Annotated in this window: 12 protein-coding genes and 1 pseudogene; 8 read left to right on the top strand and 5 right to left on the bottom strand. The window is 71.1% G+C overall.

What is annotated here, in order from left to right; genetic code table 11:
• Positions 1-33: 33 nt before the first annotated feature.
• Genes QWU11_RS07585 through QWU11_RS07595 form a run of 3 tightly spaced genes read left to right on the top strand, consistent with a single transcriptional unit; the run spans position 34 to position 3,907 of the window.
• Positions 34-1,272 (top strand): ATP-grasp domain-containing protein, encoded by a 1,239-nt coding sequence (locus tag QWU11_RS07585; RefSeq protein ID WP_290104330.1) that lies wholly within the window; start codon positions 34-36, stop codon positions 1,270-1,272.
• Positions 1,269-2,648, top strand: a complete 1,380-nt coding sequence (locus tag QWU11_RS07590) for an MFS transporter (RefSeq protein WP_290104331.1) — start codon at positions 1,269-1,271, stop codon at positions 2,646-2,648. Before QWU11_RS07585 ends, QWU11_RS07590 begins: the two co-directional genes overlap by 4 nt.
• Positions 2,645-3,907 (top strand): ATP-grasp domain-containing protein, encoded by a 1,263-nt coding sequence (locus QWU11_RS07595; protein WP_290104332.1) that lies wholly within the window; start codon positions 2,645-2,647, stop codon positions 3,905-3,907. The genes QWU11_RS07590 and QWU11_RS07595 overlap by 4 nt, the downstream gene beginning before the upstream one ends.
• 55 nt (positions 3,908-3,962) lie before the next feature.
• Here the strand turns inward: QWU11_RS07595 and QWU11_RS07600 are convergent, their stop codons facing one another.
• The 3 genes and pseudogenes from QWU11_RS07600 to QWU11_RS07610 all read right to left on the bottom strand — a co-directional run bounded on the left by QWU11_RS07600 (position 3,963) and on the right by QWU11_RS07610 (position 4,826).
• Positions 3,963-4,142, bottom strand: coding sequence for a helix-turn-helix domain-containing protein (locus tag QWU11_RS07600; RefSeq protein WP_290104676.1), 180 nt, complete (start codon positions 4,140-4,142; stop codon positions 3,963-3,965).
• 27 nt (positions 4,143-4,169) lie between these two features.
• Positions 4,170-4,325: pseudogene (locus tag QWU11_RS07605) on the bottom strand (helix-turn-helix domain-containing protein); the annotation flags it as partial.
• 84 nt (positions 4,326-4,409) lie between these two features.
• Positions 4,410-4,826 carry an ATP-binding protein gene (locus tag QWU11_RS07610; protein ID WP_290104333.1) on the bottom strand — a complete coding sequence of 139 codons (417 nt, stop codon included), beginning with the start codon at positions 4,824-4,826 and terminating at the stop codon, positions 4,410-4,412.
• A 163-nt stretch (positions 4,827-4,989) separates the two neighbouring features.
• Here QWU11_RS07610 and QWU11_RS07615 point away from each other — a divergent pair, with 163 nt between their 5' ends.
• Together QWU11_RS07615 and QWU11_RS07620 are read left to right on the top strand one after the other, a co-directional pair.
• Entirely contained in the window at positions 4,990-5,865 is an 876-nt protein-coding gene (locus tag QWU11_RS07615) for a helix-turn-helix transcriptional regulator (protein WP_290104334.1), read from the top strand.
• Positions 5,858-5,953 carry a DUF397 domain-containing protein gene (locus QWU11_RS07620; protein WP_290104335.1) on the top strand — a complete coding sequence of 32 codons (96 nt, stop codon included), beginning with the start codon at positions 5,858-5,860 and terminating at the stop codon, positions 5,951-5,953. Before QWU11_RS07615 ends, QWU11_RS07620 begins: the two co-directional genes overlap by 8 nt.
• Before the next feature lie 62 nt (positions 5,954-6,015).
• Here QWU11_RS07620 and QWU11_RS07625 read toward each other — a convergent pair whose 3' ends face one another.
• On the bottom strand, positions 6,016-8,730 hold the full coding sequence (locus QWU11_RS07625; protein WP_290104336.1) for a DEAD/DEAH box helicase family protein: 2,715 nt from the start codon (positions 8,728-8,730) through the stop codon (positions 6,016-6,018).
• Positions 8,731-8,977: 247 nt separating this feature from the next.
• Here QWU11_RS07625 and QWU11_RS07630 point away from each other — a divergent pair, with 247 nt between their 5' ends.
• From QWU11_RS07630 to QWU11_RS07640, 3 genes are all read left to right on the top strand, one after another.
• On the top strand, positions 8,978-10,489 hold the full coding sequence (locus QWU11_RS07630) for an LCP family protein (protein WP_290104337.1): 1,512 nt from the start codon (positions 8,978-8,980) through the stop codon (positions 10,487-10,489).
• Positions 10,490-10,735: 246 nt separating this feature from the next.
• Positions 10,736-12,250, top strand: coding sequence for an LCP family protein (locus QWU11_RS07635; RefSeq protein WP_290104338.1), 1,515 nt, complete (start codon positions 10,736-10,738; stop codon positions 12,248-12,250).
• Positions 12,251-12,320: 70 nt separating this feature from the next.
• Positions 12,321-13,616: a HAMP domain-containing sensor histidine kinase gene (locus QWU11_RS07640; RefSeq protein ID WP_290104339.1), complete on the top strand. Its 1,296-nt coding sequence runs from the start codon at positions 12,321-12,323 to the stop codon at positions 13,614-13,616.
• 4 nt (positions 13,617-13,620) lie between these two features.
• Here the strand turns inward: QWU11_RS07640 and QWU11_RS07645 are convergent, their stop codons facing one another.
• Positions 13,621-14,310: a response regulator transcription factor gene (locus QWU11_RS07645; protein ID WP_290104340.1), complete on the bottom strand. Its 690-nt coding sequence runs from the start codon at positions 14,308-14,310 to the stop codon at positions 13,621-13,623.
• Positions 14,311-14,335 lie beyond the last annotated feature (25 nt).

The raw sequence follows: 14,335 nt of genomic DNA on the forward strand, positions 1-14,335 counted from the left end.
GCGGGCACCCACCCGAGGAAGAGGCAGTCAAAGATGACGACAGAGCGTCCGCACCTTCTCGTGATCGCGACGGGGTGGCAGGTCTACCGGGAGTACCTCCTGCGCTCGATCGGCGAGAGATTCCGGATCCACCTGTTCCACGTGGCCGAGCCGACGTGGGAGAACGCCTACATCACCGGGTCGACGGTGGTGCCGAGCACCATCGACGGACCGGCGATGGCCGAGGAGGCCCGCCGCCTCCACGAGCGGGATCCGATCGACGGCGTGCTGTGCTGGGACGAGGCGAGAATCCTGCCCGCCTCGTACGTCACCGAGGCGCTCGGCCTGCCCGGCGGTGGCCCGGCGATGATCGCGCGGGTACGGGACAAGGGGCAGACGCGGGCGGCCCTCGACGCGGCGGGTGTGGCCCAGCCGCGGTCGGTCCCGGTCACCACCCTGGAGGAGACGCTGGCGGCGGCCGACGCCATCGGCTACCCGGTGATCCTCAAGCCGCGCGGCCTCGCCGCGAGCCTCGGCGTCGTACGGGTCAAGGACGCGGGCGAACTCCGCGACGGCTTCACGTTCGCTTCCGGGGCCAAGGCGCCGGACCCGGTCGGCCTGGACTTCGCCACGCCGCTGCTCGTGGAGGAGTACGTCACCGGCGAGGAGGTCAGCGTCGACGCGGTCGTCCGCGAAGGCGAGGTCACCGCGCTCTATGTCGCGCGCAAGGTCATCGGCTACCCGCCGTACGCCGAGGAGATCGGGCACGTCGTGGCCGGCGACGACCCGCTGCTGCGCGACCCGGTGCTGCTGCACGCGCTGCGGGACACCCATGACGCGCTGGGGTTCCGCGACGGCTGGACGCACTCGGAGTTCATCCTCACCACCGACGGCCCGCGGCTCATCGAGGTCAACGGGCGGCTCGGCGGCGACATGATCCCCTACCTCGGGCTGCTCGCGACCGGCATCGACCCGGGCCTGGCCGCCGCGTCGGCCGCCTGCGGCCTGGCACCGGACGTCGAGCCGTCCCTGGCGCGTACGGCGGGCATCCGCTTCTTCTACCCGGCGGAGGAGAACACGACGGTCGCGTCGGTCGGTTTCGCCGAGGAGCGCCTGCCCGACGCGATCGACCAGGTGTCGCCGATGGTCCTGCCCGGCGCGGTCGTCTCGCCGCCGCCCGCGGGCATCGTCCTCGGTCGCATCGCCTTCGCCACCGCGGTGGCGGACAGCGCGGCCGGATGCCGGGAGGCGCTGGAGTCCGCGGAGGGCGCGCTCGTCGTGGAGACGTCATGAGCGACGGCAAAGCCTCGCACGCGACCGTCCTCGGCACCCTGCGGGAGACGCCGGGCACCGTGCGCGTGCTCGTCGTCGGCAACTTCATCACGAACCTGGCCGCGTTCCTCAACGCGTTCCTGGTGCTGTTCCTCACCCAGCGGGGCTTCTCCGCGTTCGACAGCGGCGTCGCGTTCACCGCGCTGATGGTCGGCCGGATCTCCGGCACCGCGGTCGGCGGCGCCGTCGCCGACCGGATCGGCTACCGCCTCGTCATCGTCTGGTCGATGATCGGCTCGGCCGTGCTCACCGCCCTGCTGGTGCACGCGCCGAACCTGGCGACGGTCGTGGTCGTGGCCCTGCTCGCCGGGATCTTCAACCAGGCGTACCGGCCGGCGGCGCAGGCGTGGGTGGTCGAGCTCACGCCGATGAACCGCCAGGTGATGGTCTTCTCGTTCCTGCGGCTGACCTTCAACCTCGGCTCGACCCTCGGCCCGCTCGGCGCCGCGCTGGTCCTCGTCTACTACTCCTACAACGTCCTCTTCTACGCCGACGCGACCGGCTCCCTGGTGTTCGGCCTGGTCGCGCTCGTGGCCCTCCGTTCGGGGCCCCGGCAGGAGACGGACGCCGCCCCCGCCGAGACGGGCCCGGAAGTGCGGGCCGGCTACCGCCAGGTGCTGTCCGACGGGCGCTTCGTCCTGTTCGTCGTCGGGCTCTTCCTCACCGCGATCACCTACATCCAGCTCACCGCCACGCTGCCGCTGTTCGTCACGGACGCGGGCTACAGCAAGCAGACGTTCGCGCTGCTGCTGGCGATCAACGGCTTCGTCGTGATCGTCTTCGAGGTGCTGCTGTCGAAGTGGACCCAGCGCCTGCCGATCGGCCTGCCGATGTCGGCCGGGATGGCCCTGCTCGGCATCGGCTACCTGATGTACCTCGGCCCCTCCGGCATCGGCCTGCTGGCGGTCGCCACCGTCGTGTGGACGTTCGGCGAGGTGGTCGCGACGCCGTCGATGATGGCCTACCCCGGCATGGTCGCCCCGCCCGGTCTCCGGGGGCGCTACATCGCCGCGGCCACCGTGCCGCAGCAGGCGGGCTACAGCGTCGGCCCGCTGATCGGCGTCGCGGCGTGGGAGTGGTGGGGCGAGGGCGTGTGGCTGGTCGTCGGCCCGTTCGCCCTGGTCGCCGCGGTGCTCACCGCGATCGGCGCGGGCCTGCGCCGCCGGCCGGAGCCCGCTCCCGAGCCGGACGCCACCGTGCCCGACCTTCCCGACCCCGACGTCACCCGGCCGGACCTGCCCGACCCCGAGGTGGCGCAGGCCGCACTGCTCACGCCGCCGGAGACGATCTCCGAGCCGGCTCCCGAACCTCTCACCCTGAAAGAGGACACGAGATGAGCAAGCCAGTAGTCGCAGTCGTCCAGCCGCTGACCTCGGCGGCCATGGTCGCCCCCGCCGTACGCGAGGCCGGGATGAGCCCGGTGGCCGTGGTCGACTACACCGGGCCCGCGCTGGCGCCGCTGCGAGGCGGGTACGACCCGCAGGCCTACGACGCGGTCGTCAACCACCACGGTGACGTGGAGGGCACCCTCGCCAAGCTGCGCGCGCTCGCGCCGGTCGCGGTGATCCCCGGCGTCGAGGCGTCCCTGCGCCTCGCCCAGCGTCTCGCCGACGAGCTGACCCCTGGAGAGGCGAACGTCAGCGAGCTGGTGGACGCCCGCCGTCACAAGTACGTCATGCACCAGGCGCTCGCGGCGGCCGGGCTGCCGATCGTCCGCCAGATCTGCGCGACGGACCCGGAGGAGGTGGCCGCCTGGATCTCGCGGGAGGGCCTCACCGGTAAGGACCTGGTGATCAAACCGACGGCCAGCGCCGGCACGGTCGGTGTCACCCGCGCGCCGGGCGGCGAGGGCTGGCGCGACCGGTTCGCCGAGCTGCTCGGCACGTACGACAAGCTCGGTGTCTATGCCGAGGACGTCCTCGTGCAGGAGCACATGACCGGCACGGAGTACGCCATCGACACGGTCAGCCACCACGGCCGGCACTCCATCACCGACATCATCAAGTACCGCCGCATCCCGTACGGCGAGGGCATCGCGGTCTACGACAGCGTCGAGTGGCTGCCCTACGACACCGACGAGCTCGCCGAGCTGATCGCGTACGGCCTCGGCGCCCTGGACGCGGTCGGCCTGACCGACTGGGCCGCGCACACCGAGATCATGATGACCCCGGACGGCCCGCGGCTGCTGGAGGTCAACGCACGGCTCGCGGGCGCGGGCAACCCCGCGGTGACCGAGATCGCCTCCGGCGAGAGCCAGGTGACGCGCATCGTGGACGTGTGCGCGGGCCGCGGCGACCAGATGCCGCCCGGCTACACGCTCCAGCGCAACGTCATGGCCGTCTTCCTGATGGCCCACTCCGCCGGGATCGTCCGCAACGCGGAGATCTACGACGAGGCGCGCTCGCTGCCGAGCTACCACTCACCGGTGCACCTGGTCGGCTCGGGCGACCACGTCGACGCGAGCACCGACCTGTTCGCCACGATGACGATGGGCTACATCATCCTCGCGCACGAGTCGAGCGAGCAGATCGCCGCCGACCGCAAGGCCATCCGCGAGCTGGAGCAGAAGCTCATCATCGAACCGGACCACTCCTGAGTCTCCCGTACCGGTCGCGGGGCAGGGACCGCGGCCGGTACGGGAGAGAACCCCTCTACGGAACGGGGGGATAGCGGCCGCCTCGCGCCCGCAGCCTGACACCCCGTGCGAGCAGCAGACGACGAACGAAGCCGTAGCTACAGCCGAACTTTCCCGCCACCCGGCGAATGCTCCACCCCTGGTCGTAGAGGCGCACGACATCATCCGCGTAGACGAACGTGACCTTGTCGGCCACCGCTCCGCCGATGACGTCTTGGATCTCACCGGCCAGGTAACGACGGTGGCCGCCGGGGGTGGACAGGGCCGATAACCGGCCGAGCCGGACCCAGTTCGCGAGCGTCGTCGGCCGTACGCCGAGAAGCCGTGCGGCCTCGCTGGGCTTGAGAGGCGTTTCGTGATCAGATTGGCGAGGAAACATCGCTAGATCCAGGAGACGCCTGACGCGGGGACGGGTCGGTTGCGCATTGGGACTCCTTCTGTCGGGCTTCTCTTGAGCCGCGGATCAGCTCTGTAGCCGCTGCTCGGCCCAGACGAGCTTTCCGCCGTCCTCGCAGTGGCCGGCGGCCCACCTCGCGCAGACGAATTCGACGATGCCGAGGCCGCGCCCGCCGGTGTCCTGCTCGCCCGCGCTCTTGCGCGCGGGGAGCAGGGGGTTGATGTCCCAGACCTCGGTGAAGAGGCTGGGGGTCGTCCAGCGCAGCCGGAGCCGTATCCGGCCGACCTCTTCCAGGCCGCGAGCCGCATTAAAGAATTGTGTCGCTTTGACCGCATTGGTTGTTAATTCCGATGTGACCAACTCGGCGTCTTCGGCGAGGTCGCGCGGCAGGTGCCACTGCCGGGTTATGTCGGCGACGATCCGCCGTGCGAAGGGCACGGCATTGGCCGTCGCGGCAAGCGTGACGGCCTCCGCTTGCTTCACCGGAAAGAACGCTTGCCGTGGCATTCCCACGCGATCGCCTCCGTCTCGCCACATTTATTAGTGCCATGTGACACGCTTGGCCTCGGCCTAGTGTGCTCCTGCAATCAAGATCAATGCAAGGTAATGCATTCGCCCAGTCATGCATTTTCTCGGAGGTCTTCAGATGCCCGCTCGTCCTCGCCCGACCATCCGCCTTCGCCGCCTGGCCGGCGCACTGCGCCGGCTCCGCGCCGAACGGGAGCTGAGCAGGGAAGATGTCAGTGAGGCGACCGGCATCAACATGACGACGCTGTACCGCATCGAGAAGGCGCGGGTACGCCCGCAGGCCCGGACCCTCGCCGCGATGCTCACCGTGTACGAGGTGAGCGGCGACGAACGCGCCGCGCTCACGCAGCTCCTCAAGGACTCCGCCCGACCGGGCCTACTCCAGGCGTACGCGGACGAACTGCCCGAGGAGTACAGCACCTACATCGAGTTCGAGCAGGAGGCGCGCTCGGTCTGGAACTACGAGAGCCTCTTCATCCCCGGGCTGCTGCAGACGGAGGAGTACGCACGGGCGGTGATCCCGGGCACCGTGCCGTCGTACACCCGGACTCAGTGTGACCAGCGCGTCAAGGTACGTATGGAGCGCCAAGAGGTGCTGCGGCGCGACCAGCCGTTGCATCTTTGGGCCATCTGTGACGAGGCGGCACTCCATCGGGCCGTCGGCGGGCCGAAGGTGATGCGTGACCAGCTTCTGCACCTCATCAATGCGATGGAGCTGCCGCATGTGACGCTCCAAGTCGTAGACTTCGCCACCGGCGCCCACCCGGGCATGCCCAGCTCGTTCGTCGTGATGGACTTCTCGGACGACCCCCAAGTGGTTTACATCGACAGCATGGCGGGCGACCTCTTCCTGGAAGAGGAAACCGAGCTACGCCGCTACACTGGCCTTTTCGAGTACCTTCGGGCCTTTGCCCTGAATCCCGATGCAACACGGCAATTGTTGACCCGCGTGGCCGGTAAGCATCAAGCGAAAGGAGCGGCAGGCGATGGCTGACCTGTTCGACGTCGAGTGGCAGAAGAGTAGCCGTTCAAGCGGAAGCGGTCAGTGCGTAGAGATCGCCGTGATCGAAAAGGGCGTCTGAGCCGTACTGCGTGGGCCCCTGGCTCCTAGCGAGTCGGGGGTTTCTGCTTCTCCGAAACGAGCTCAGTCCCAGGCGACGCGGAGGACGGTCGTGGCGGCCAGGGGGTCCTCGCCTCGGTGGGTGGCCATGACGCCCTCACCCTCCGGGGTGTTGGTGTAGAGCGGCGCGCCGTCGGAGATCCACACATGCCAGGCGGCGGCGAAGGCGGCGGCGCGGGCGCGGTTCTGGCCCAGTGCCGCGGGCACCGCGTGGTAGACCACGCCGTCCGCTCGGGCCGTGCCCGCCAGCCACGCCTCGGCCCGGTCCGGCACCGGGCCCGGCCGCAGCACGTACCTCGGGATCACATAGCGCGGCGCGGCGATCGGGGAGAGCACCTCGTCGAGCGCCAGGGCGAACCGTTCGGAGTTCGCGGCGTCGACGTCGGCGAGGGACAGGCGGTACGAGCCGTCCGGCTCGACGCGGGCCACCACGCCCTCGGCTCCGCGCCTCGACAGGCCGGAGTCGCGCAGCGCGTCCGCCACGGCGTACGCGAAACGCAGGAGTGGCGGGTCGCCGGCGGCCTCGTCCAGCAGCCGCCGGGCCCGGCGGAGCGCGCGCACGCGCCGCAGGCCCACGGCCGCGCCGGCGAGGGCCGGCAGGGCCGCGACCAGCACGAACACCCAGGTCAGCAGCGTCAGGGCCGACGCCGCGACGCCACCCCCCAGCAGCGCGAACGCGACTCTGGCATGGACCGGCGCGGGGGGTACCGGACGCGCGCAGGACTCGGCGGGCACCACGGCCGGTGGCCCCGGCCGTACGCGGCCGGTCACGGCGAGCACGGCCGTACGGGAAGGCCGCACGCGGACCGTGTGCACCAGCTCGTCGCGGAACGGGGTGCCCAGCCGCCAGGCCTCGCGGGTCGCCTCGCGTGAGGCCGCCCGCTCGCGCATCGCGACGTTGACCCGGTCCAGCTCCGCGACGGCGGGCGGGGCGTACGGCGAGAACGCCGCGTCCACGTGGGCCACGCCGGACACGATCTCCCCGTCCGGGGCGGCGGCCAGGTAGCCGCGGTGCTTGCGGACGAAGCGCTGCCAGTCGGCGGCGCCCTTGGGATGGCGGTCCGTGAGGCAGACGACGGTCCAGACGTTGGCCGCCTTCTCCGGCCAGGACGGGTCGAGGCGCAGCGCGCGCCCGCGCGTCTGGACCACGGACGTCGTCGTGGTCGCGGCGGTCAGGTCGATCAGCGCGTTGACGCCGCGGGCGTCCCAGCCCTCGCCGAGCAGCGCGCGGGTGCCGACGAGGATCCGGCAGTGCCCCTCCTCGAAGAACTCCGTGACCAGCCGTACCCAGGTCCGTACGGACCAGGCGCCGCCGATCACGCACAGGCCGTCGTCCTCGGTGAGGGACAGCTCCGGACGTTTCGCCCAGGCCAGGAACGCGCGGGCCGTGTCGGGGCCGGCCGCCACGGTCCGGCCGGTGACGAGCATCGGCCCGAGCGCGCCGGTGCGCTCGTCGGCCACGAGGTTGCCGAGCACGAGCCAGGCCGAGCCCGCCTCCGCCTCCAGCACCCCGTGCAGCCGGGCGGGCAGCCGCGCGCCGACGCGTTCGTGGTCGCAGAGGACGAGGGCGCGCAGCCGCGTCCCCAGCGCGGCGTCCTCGGCGGCGGCGATCTCCACGGTCGCGTACGTCTTGGCCGCGCTGCGGGCCAGCACCCGGTCCACCGGGGACTGCGCGGCGCGGATGCCCCGGCGGGTGAGCCGGTAGCCGACCGCCGGGAGCGCCCGGCGTACCGCCTCCAGCGTGTCCTCATCCCCTGAGCGCCGTACGTAGTCGTCGAGCAGTTCGACCCAGTCCTCGGCCGACGGCGCGTGCCGGTGCTCCTCGCGCAGCCGGGCGCCGGGCGGCAGCGCGAGCAGCCCGGCGTGGTGCATGCGCAGCGCGGCGGCGGCGAGCCGGGGTTCGTCCTTCTCGAGACGGGCCCAGGGGACCGTCCGCGTGTGCTCGGTGAACCGGGAGTCCAGCCAGGTCAGGAAGCCGGTCGAGCTCACCAGGTCGGTGGTCAGCTCCGCGAAGCGCTCGGCCTCGCCCGCGATGTGGTCCGCCTCCACGGCGGTGGGCGGGGTGAGCCAGGCGAGCTCGGTGAAGGGCGCGAGGTGCCCCTGCCGTACGAGCGCCGGGATCGAGGCGCCGAGGATCGGGGCGCCGAACAGCGTGTCGACCAGCGCGGCCTCGGCGGGGGAGAGCGACTCCGGCGGGGTCCCGGTCAGCCCGAGGACGACGGCGTCGGGCAGCCGGTCGAGCACCTCGGCGACGAGCCGCCCCCAGACGTCGAGCAGGTGGTGGCACTCGTCGAGGACCAGGGTGAGCGGGCCGGCCCCGGCGAGCCGGGTGATCAGCTCCTGGCCGTTGGCGTGCAGCCGCCGCAGCGGGCTGTGGAGCCGGCCCTCCTCGTCGGTCTCCGCGTCCGGGTCGAAGACCGCGAGGGACTGATAGGTGAGCACCGTGACGTCGGCGTCCAGCGAGCGGTCCGCGCCGGCCGTGGTCACCGCGGGCGTGAAGGAGCGCCAGTGCGCGATCCACTGGTTCTGGATCGCGGTGTTCGGCACGAGGACGACGGTCCGCCGGGCCAGCCGCCGCGCGGCCTCCAGCCCGATGAGCGTCTTGCCCGCGCCGGGCGGCAGCACCACCCAGGCCCGCCTGCGCCCGTCGGCCCATGCCGCGCCGAGCTGGTCGAGCGCCCGCGCCTGGTACGGCCGGAGCGTTCCGGGCCAGCGCGTACGGGAGAAACCGGCGGTCACCGCGCCATGATGGCAGCCGCGTTCCCCGCGCTGTCGCGCATCCCTCAGGATCATCGACAAAACCTGACAAAATGCGATCTGTGGGGTGGTGGGACCTTCGCATCGGCGAAGCCTGCGCATGTCGTCGCGGATGTCCGGCTATTGTCACCGTCCGTGCCGCTTCGTTCACCTGGCAATCTCGGTGAAGCCTTTATGCGTCCCGTACAAGTTGGAATCTATGCTCCCAATCCGGGACAGAGGAGTATCGATGGGGCAGAGCGCCACGGGGGCCGCGTCCGTCGGTGACGACGACGCGGACGCCGAGTCCGGTCATCGGCCGGAGGGCTCTGTCTGGCACGCCCTCGGTCTCACCGCCGCGTCGGTGGTCGTGTGGGGTGTGGCACACCTTGCCGCGGGCCGCCGTCTCGCCGGCTTCCTGCTCATGACCCTGCTCGCGTTCCTCATCGGCGGCGCGATCATCGTGGTGCTGGACTTCCGCGAGGACCTGAAGCAGATCGCCGTCGAGCGCGACTGGCTGGCCGGCATCACCATCGGCATCCTCGTGCTCGCCCTGATCTGGGCCGCGATCGTCGTACGGTCCTACCTCGTCGTCCGCCCGCACGGGCTGGCCGGGGCGCCCCGGGTGCTCGCCGCCGGGATGGTCGTCGTACTCGTCCTCGGCGTCTGCACGCCGCTCGCGTGGGCCGCCCGCGACACCTACACCCTGCGCGACACGATCGGCACGATCTTCCACAGCGACAACGTCGCGCCGCCGGTCGTCAAGAACGTCGACGACCCCTGGAAGGACAAGCCGCGGGTCAACATCCTGCTGCTGGGCGGCGACGGCGCCGGCGACCGCGTCGGGGTGCGGACCGACAGCATGACGGTCGCGAGCATCGACACCAAGACCGGCGACACCGTCCTGCTCAGCCTGCCGCGCAACCTGCAGCTCTTTCCCGTGATCCCGCGGCTGCGCTCACGGTGGCCGAACGGGTTCTCCGGCGTCTCGGCCGGCGACGAGGGACTGCTGAACGAGCTGTTCCAGGACGCCGAGAACGACAAGTCGCTGATGCCCGGATACGGCAAGGGCCGTCGCGGGCCGCAGCTGGTGGCCGAGGAGATCTCCTATCTCATCGGCCAGCCCATCGACTACTACATCCTGGTCAACCTCTTCGGCTTCGCCGACATCATCGACGCGATGGGCGGGGTCGACGTGCACATCCCGGCGGACATCCCGTACGGCGGGCCGGAGGACGGCAGCGCGCCCACGGGAGTGCTGAAGGCCGGCAACCGGCATCTGGGCGGGAAGCAGGCCCTGTGGTTCGGCCGCTCCCGTACGTCGAGCAGCGACTTCATCCGGATGGGCCGGCAGAAGTGCCTGATGAAGGACGTCGCCGAGCAGGCCGACCCGCAGCGGGTGCTGACGAAGTTCCAGAAGCTGGCCTCGGCGGCCAAGAAGACGATCTCCACGAACATCCCGGCCGCGATGCTGCCGGCGCTCGTGAAGCTGTCCGGGACGATGAAGCAGGGCGCCCAGGTCAGCAGCCTGATGTACGTCCCGCCGCAGTTCCACGTCGTACGGCCGGACGCCGAGGTGATGCGGAAGGCGGCGGCCAAGGCGATCGCGGCGAGCGAGGCGAGCGGGGCGACGCCTTCGGCGAGCCCGGACGCCTCCGCGGCCCCCGACGCCTCCGGCAGTCCGAGCGTCTCCGGCAGTGCGACGCCAAGTCCTGACCAGCCGAAAAGCAAGGCGGTCTCGCTGGCGACGGCCTGCGGGTGAAAGGCGTTTTCTCGATATGTGTCGAACGCTTTACGGGTCGATGACGCTTTCTTTTCCCGGTATTCGCGCTGGCAGTGGGCCTTACCGGGCAATCGCGGCAGGTGGGGTCATACGTGCGGTACGATCCATCAGTCATCGCCAAGGCTTACTGACTGCGTCTATTCAATCACTTTGCATACCGCACGGTGTGGCAGGCCGTCCTCAGCCGGGACGTGAAGCGCCACGAGCAGAGGATCAGGAGACTTCATGGCACGGCGTCTAGACGGAGGGCGGGCGGTGAGCCGGCGAGAGCCGATCCCGATCGCCGGACTCTGGCGCGCCCTGGGACTGACCGTCGCCTCGTCCTTCGTCTGGGGCGTCGCGCACATCTGGGCGGGCCGGCGCGCCGTGGGCTTCAGCCTGATGGGGCTGCTCGCGGTGATCATCTTTGGCGCTGCGACCGCCGGGCTCGCGTTCCAGGAGAAGCTGAAGCAGCTCGTCGTCCAGGGCTTCTGGCTCAACGTCATCATCGCGGGCATTCTCGTCCTCGCGGTCGTCTGGGCGCTGATCGTCATCCGCTCGTTCCAGGTCGTGCGCCCCCCGGGCCTGCCGACCGCGATGCGCGTCGTCTCGGGCGCGCTCGTCGTGATCATGGCGCTGATGATCTGCACGCCGCTGGTGTACGCGGCGAACGCGACGTACGTCCTGCGCGACACCCTCTCCAGCATCTTCCCGGGCGACGACAAGTCCGGGGCGGCGGTGAACGCCTCGAACCCGTGGAAGAACAAGCCGCGGATCAACGTCCTGTTGCTGGGCGGCGACGGCGGCAAGGACCGTACGGGCATCCGCACCGACAGCATGACCGTCGCCAGCATCGACACCAAGACCGGCAACACCGTGCTGCTCAGCCTGCCCCGCAGCCTGCAGAAGTTCCCGGTGCCGCCGCGGCTGCACGCCAAGTGGCCCTACGGCTACACCGGTGACGCCCCGGACCCCCAGCACCCCGGCAGCGTGGGCCTGCTCAACGAGCTGTACATCCAGGGCGAGCAGCACCCTGAACTCGAGCCCGGTTACAAGAAGGGCACGCGCGGCGCGCACCTGCTCGAGGACGTCATCGGCTACCTCCTCGGCCTTAAGATGGACTACTACGTCCTGGTCAACCTCGACGGGTTCAAGGACATCGTCAACGCCATGGGCGGCGTGACGGTGCACATCGAGAAGCGCCTGCCGATCGGCGGCGAGATCGTCAACGGTGTCCAGACGCGCCCGCCGACGGGTTACCTCCCGGCCGGCACCCACCACCTCAACGGCTCCCAGGCCCTGTGGTACGGCCGGTCCCGCGACGCGGACGACGACTTCCACCGCATGGACCGGCAGAAGTGCCTGATGAAGGACATCGCGGACCAGGCGGACCCGCAGAAAGTCGTCACGAACTTCCAGAAGCTCGCGAAGGCGGCCAAGAACACCATCTCCACCAACATCCCGGCCGCGCTCCTGCCCGCCCTGATCAAGCTGTCCAGCACGGTCAAGAAGGGCGCCGACATCCAGAGCACGCCGTTCAACCCGGGCAAGCTGGTCGGTTTCCACGTCTACGAGCCGAGCCTCACGGTCATGCGCCGGGCGACGACGCGGGCCATCGCCAACAGCGTGGCGCCGAAGCCGCCCGCGGCGGCCACCCCGACCGCGACGGCGAGCAGGAAGTCGACCACGACCGCCGCCGGCACGACCAAGAAGCCGGCGTCGGCCGGCAGCGCGTCGTCGCTGAAGAACATCTGCCACTGACGTACGCCGAACGCGGGGCCGGCCTCGGCCCCGCGTCCGGCCATCGTCGTATCAGGGGCAGAATGTCCGGATGACCGGTAATCCCCCTGCGGGCCGTCCTCTTAGACGCCGTGTGCTGGTCGCGATCGTCGGCGTGGCCGCGTCGGCGGTCGTACTGTTCGCGATCCCGCTCGCGGTCGCGCTGCAGCGGCTGTACCGCGACGAGGCGATCGTGTCGCTCGAACGCGACGCGACCCGGATCTCGGCCGTCGTCCCCGACGACATCGCGCGCCGGCCGAAACCGGTGCCGCAGGTGACCCGCGTGGCGCGGCGGCTGAGCGTCGGCGTCTACACCCTGGACGGGCGCCGGGTCACCGGCCGCGGGCCGACGCGGTCAAGGGTCGCGGGCCGCGCCGCCGACGGCGAGGTGCACGAGTCGGTCGAGCACGGCCTGCTGACCGTGTCCGCGCCCGTGCCCTCGGACGAGTCGATCGTCGCGGTGATCCGGGTCGCGACGCCGTACCGGCAGGTGACCGCGCGGGCCGAACGCGCGTGGCTGTTCATGGGGGCGCTCGCCGTCCTCGTCGTCGGGCTCGCGGCCGTGGTCGCCCGGCGCCAGGCGGGCCGTCTCGCCGCGCCGCTCGAAGGCCTGACCCGCGACGCGCAGGCCCTCGGCGGCGGAGACTTCAGCATCCGGGCGAGGACCGTCGGCGTACGCGAGGCCGACGCCGCGAGCCGCGCGCTGGAGGCGACCGCCCGGCGGCTGGGCGGCGTGCTCCAGCGGGAGCGCGACTTCAGCGCGCACGTCTCCCACCAGCTCCGCACCCCGCTGACCGGGCTGCTGCTGGGGCTGGAGGCGGGGCTGGCCGAGGACGACCCGCGGGCGGTCATCCGCACCGCGCTGGAGCGCGGCGAGCACCTGCAGGAGATCATCGAGGACCTCGTCCGGCTGTCCCGCGGCAGCGCCGCCGACCGGGGCGTCCTCGACGTGCCGGCCCTGCTCGACGAGGTCCGGTCGCGCGCGGACGTGACCGTCCACGTCCCGGACGGATTGCCCGAGGTACGGGCGTCGGCCGCCGCCGTACGCCAGATCGTGCACGTCCTGCTGGACAACGCCGCCACCCACGGGCGGCCGCCGGTCACGGTGTCCGCGACCGACCTCGGCAACGGCATCGCCATCGACGTCGCGGACACGGGTCCGGGGATCCCCGAGGGGGCCGACGTCTTCCGCGCGCCGGCGGACGGGCACGGCATCGGACTCGCTCTTGCCCGTTCCTTGGCCGAAGCGGAGGGCGGGCGCCTCATCATCCGGCGTTCGGCACCCCCCACGTTTAGCCTTCTTTTGCCGGTGGCTGGATACGGTAGCCGCCATCAGCCAACTTCCTGACCGCTCATTCCTCCCCGGCGGCGTCGCGTTCGTAGCGATAGCCACGCCCGCGCAGGGTGGTGATGTGCGCGTGAGCCCCGAGTTTGCGGCGGAGAGTGGAGACGTGCACGTCAAGGGTCTTCGTCGGGCCGAACCAGTTCTCGTCCCAGACCTCGTCCATGAGCTGCTCGCGGGAGACGACCTCGCCCGCGCGCGTCACCAGCGCGGTCAGCAGGTCGAACTCCTTCGGCCGCAGCACCACCTCGGTGTCGTCCGCGTGCACCCGCCGGGCGGGCAGGTCGAGCCGCACCCGGCCCACCGTGACGACGGTGTCGCCCGGCGCCGCGCCCCGGCGGCGCAGGTGGGCGCGCAGCCGCGCGACCAGCTCGGTCAGCCGGAACGGCTTGGTCAGGTAGTCATCGGCCCCGGCGTCCAGCGCCACCACGACCTCGAACTCCTCGGTACGCGCGGTGAGCACGACGATCACCGTCTGCGGCAGGTCGGCCCGCAGCCGCCGGCACAGCTCGACTCCCTCCATGTCGGGAAGACCCAGGTCAAGGAGGATGAGATCCGGCGGATGCCTGCGGGCGTCCGTCTGCGCGGCCTGCCCGGTCGTGGCCAGGCTCGCGTCGTATCCGCTCGCGGACAGGGCCTTCAGCAGCTCCGAGCCGATGACGGCGTCGTCCTCCACGATGAGGATGTGTTCACGGGGCACGTCTCTGATCCTAAGGATCCCCCCG

It is taken from the genome of Actinomadura sp. DC4, from assembly GCF_030406325.1.
GTDB lineage: Bacteria > Actinomycetota > Actinomycetes > Streptosporangiales > Streptosporangiaceae > Actinoallomurus.

Coding starts and splice junctions, on each gene's coding strand:
- QWU11_RS07640 (WP_290104339.1), top strand. CDS start 12,321: ATGACCGGTAATCCCCCTGCGGGCCGTCCTCTTAGACGCCGTGTGCTG.
- QWU11_RS07595 (WP_290104332.1), top strand. CDS start 2,645: ATGAGCAAGCCAGTAGTCGCAGTCGTCCAGCCGCTGACCTCGGCGGCC.
- QWU11_RS07615 (WP_290104334.1), top strand. CDS start 4,990: ATGCCCGCTCGTCCTCGCCCGACCATCCGCCTTCGCCGCCTGGCCGGC.
- QWU11_RS07630 (WP_290104337.1), top strand. CDS start 8,978: ATGGGGCAGAGCGCCACGGGGGCCGCGTCCGTCGGTGACGACGACGCG.
- QWU11_RS07585 (WP_290104330.1), top strand. CDS start 34: ATGACGACAGAGCGTCCGCACCTTCTCGTGATCGCGACGGGGTGGCAG.
- QWU11_RS07635 (WP_290104338.1), top strand. CDS start 10,736: ATGGCACGGCGTCTAGACGGAGGGCGGGCGGTGAGCCGGCGAGAGCCG.
- QWU11_RS07620 (WP_290104335.1), top strand. CDS start 5,858: ATGGCTGACCTGTTCGACGTCGAGTGGCAGAAGAGTAGCCGTTCAAGC.
- QWU11_RS07590 (WP_290104331.1), top strand. CDS start 1,269: ATGAGCGACGGCAAAGCCTCGCACGCGACCGTCCTCGGCACCCTGCGG.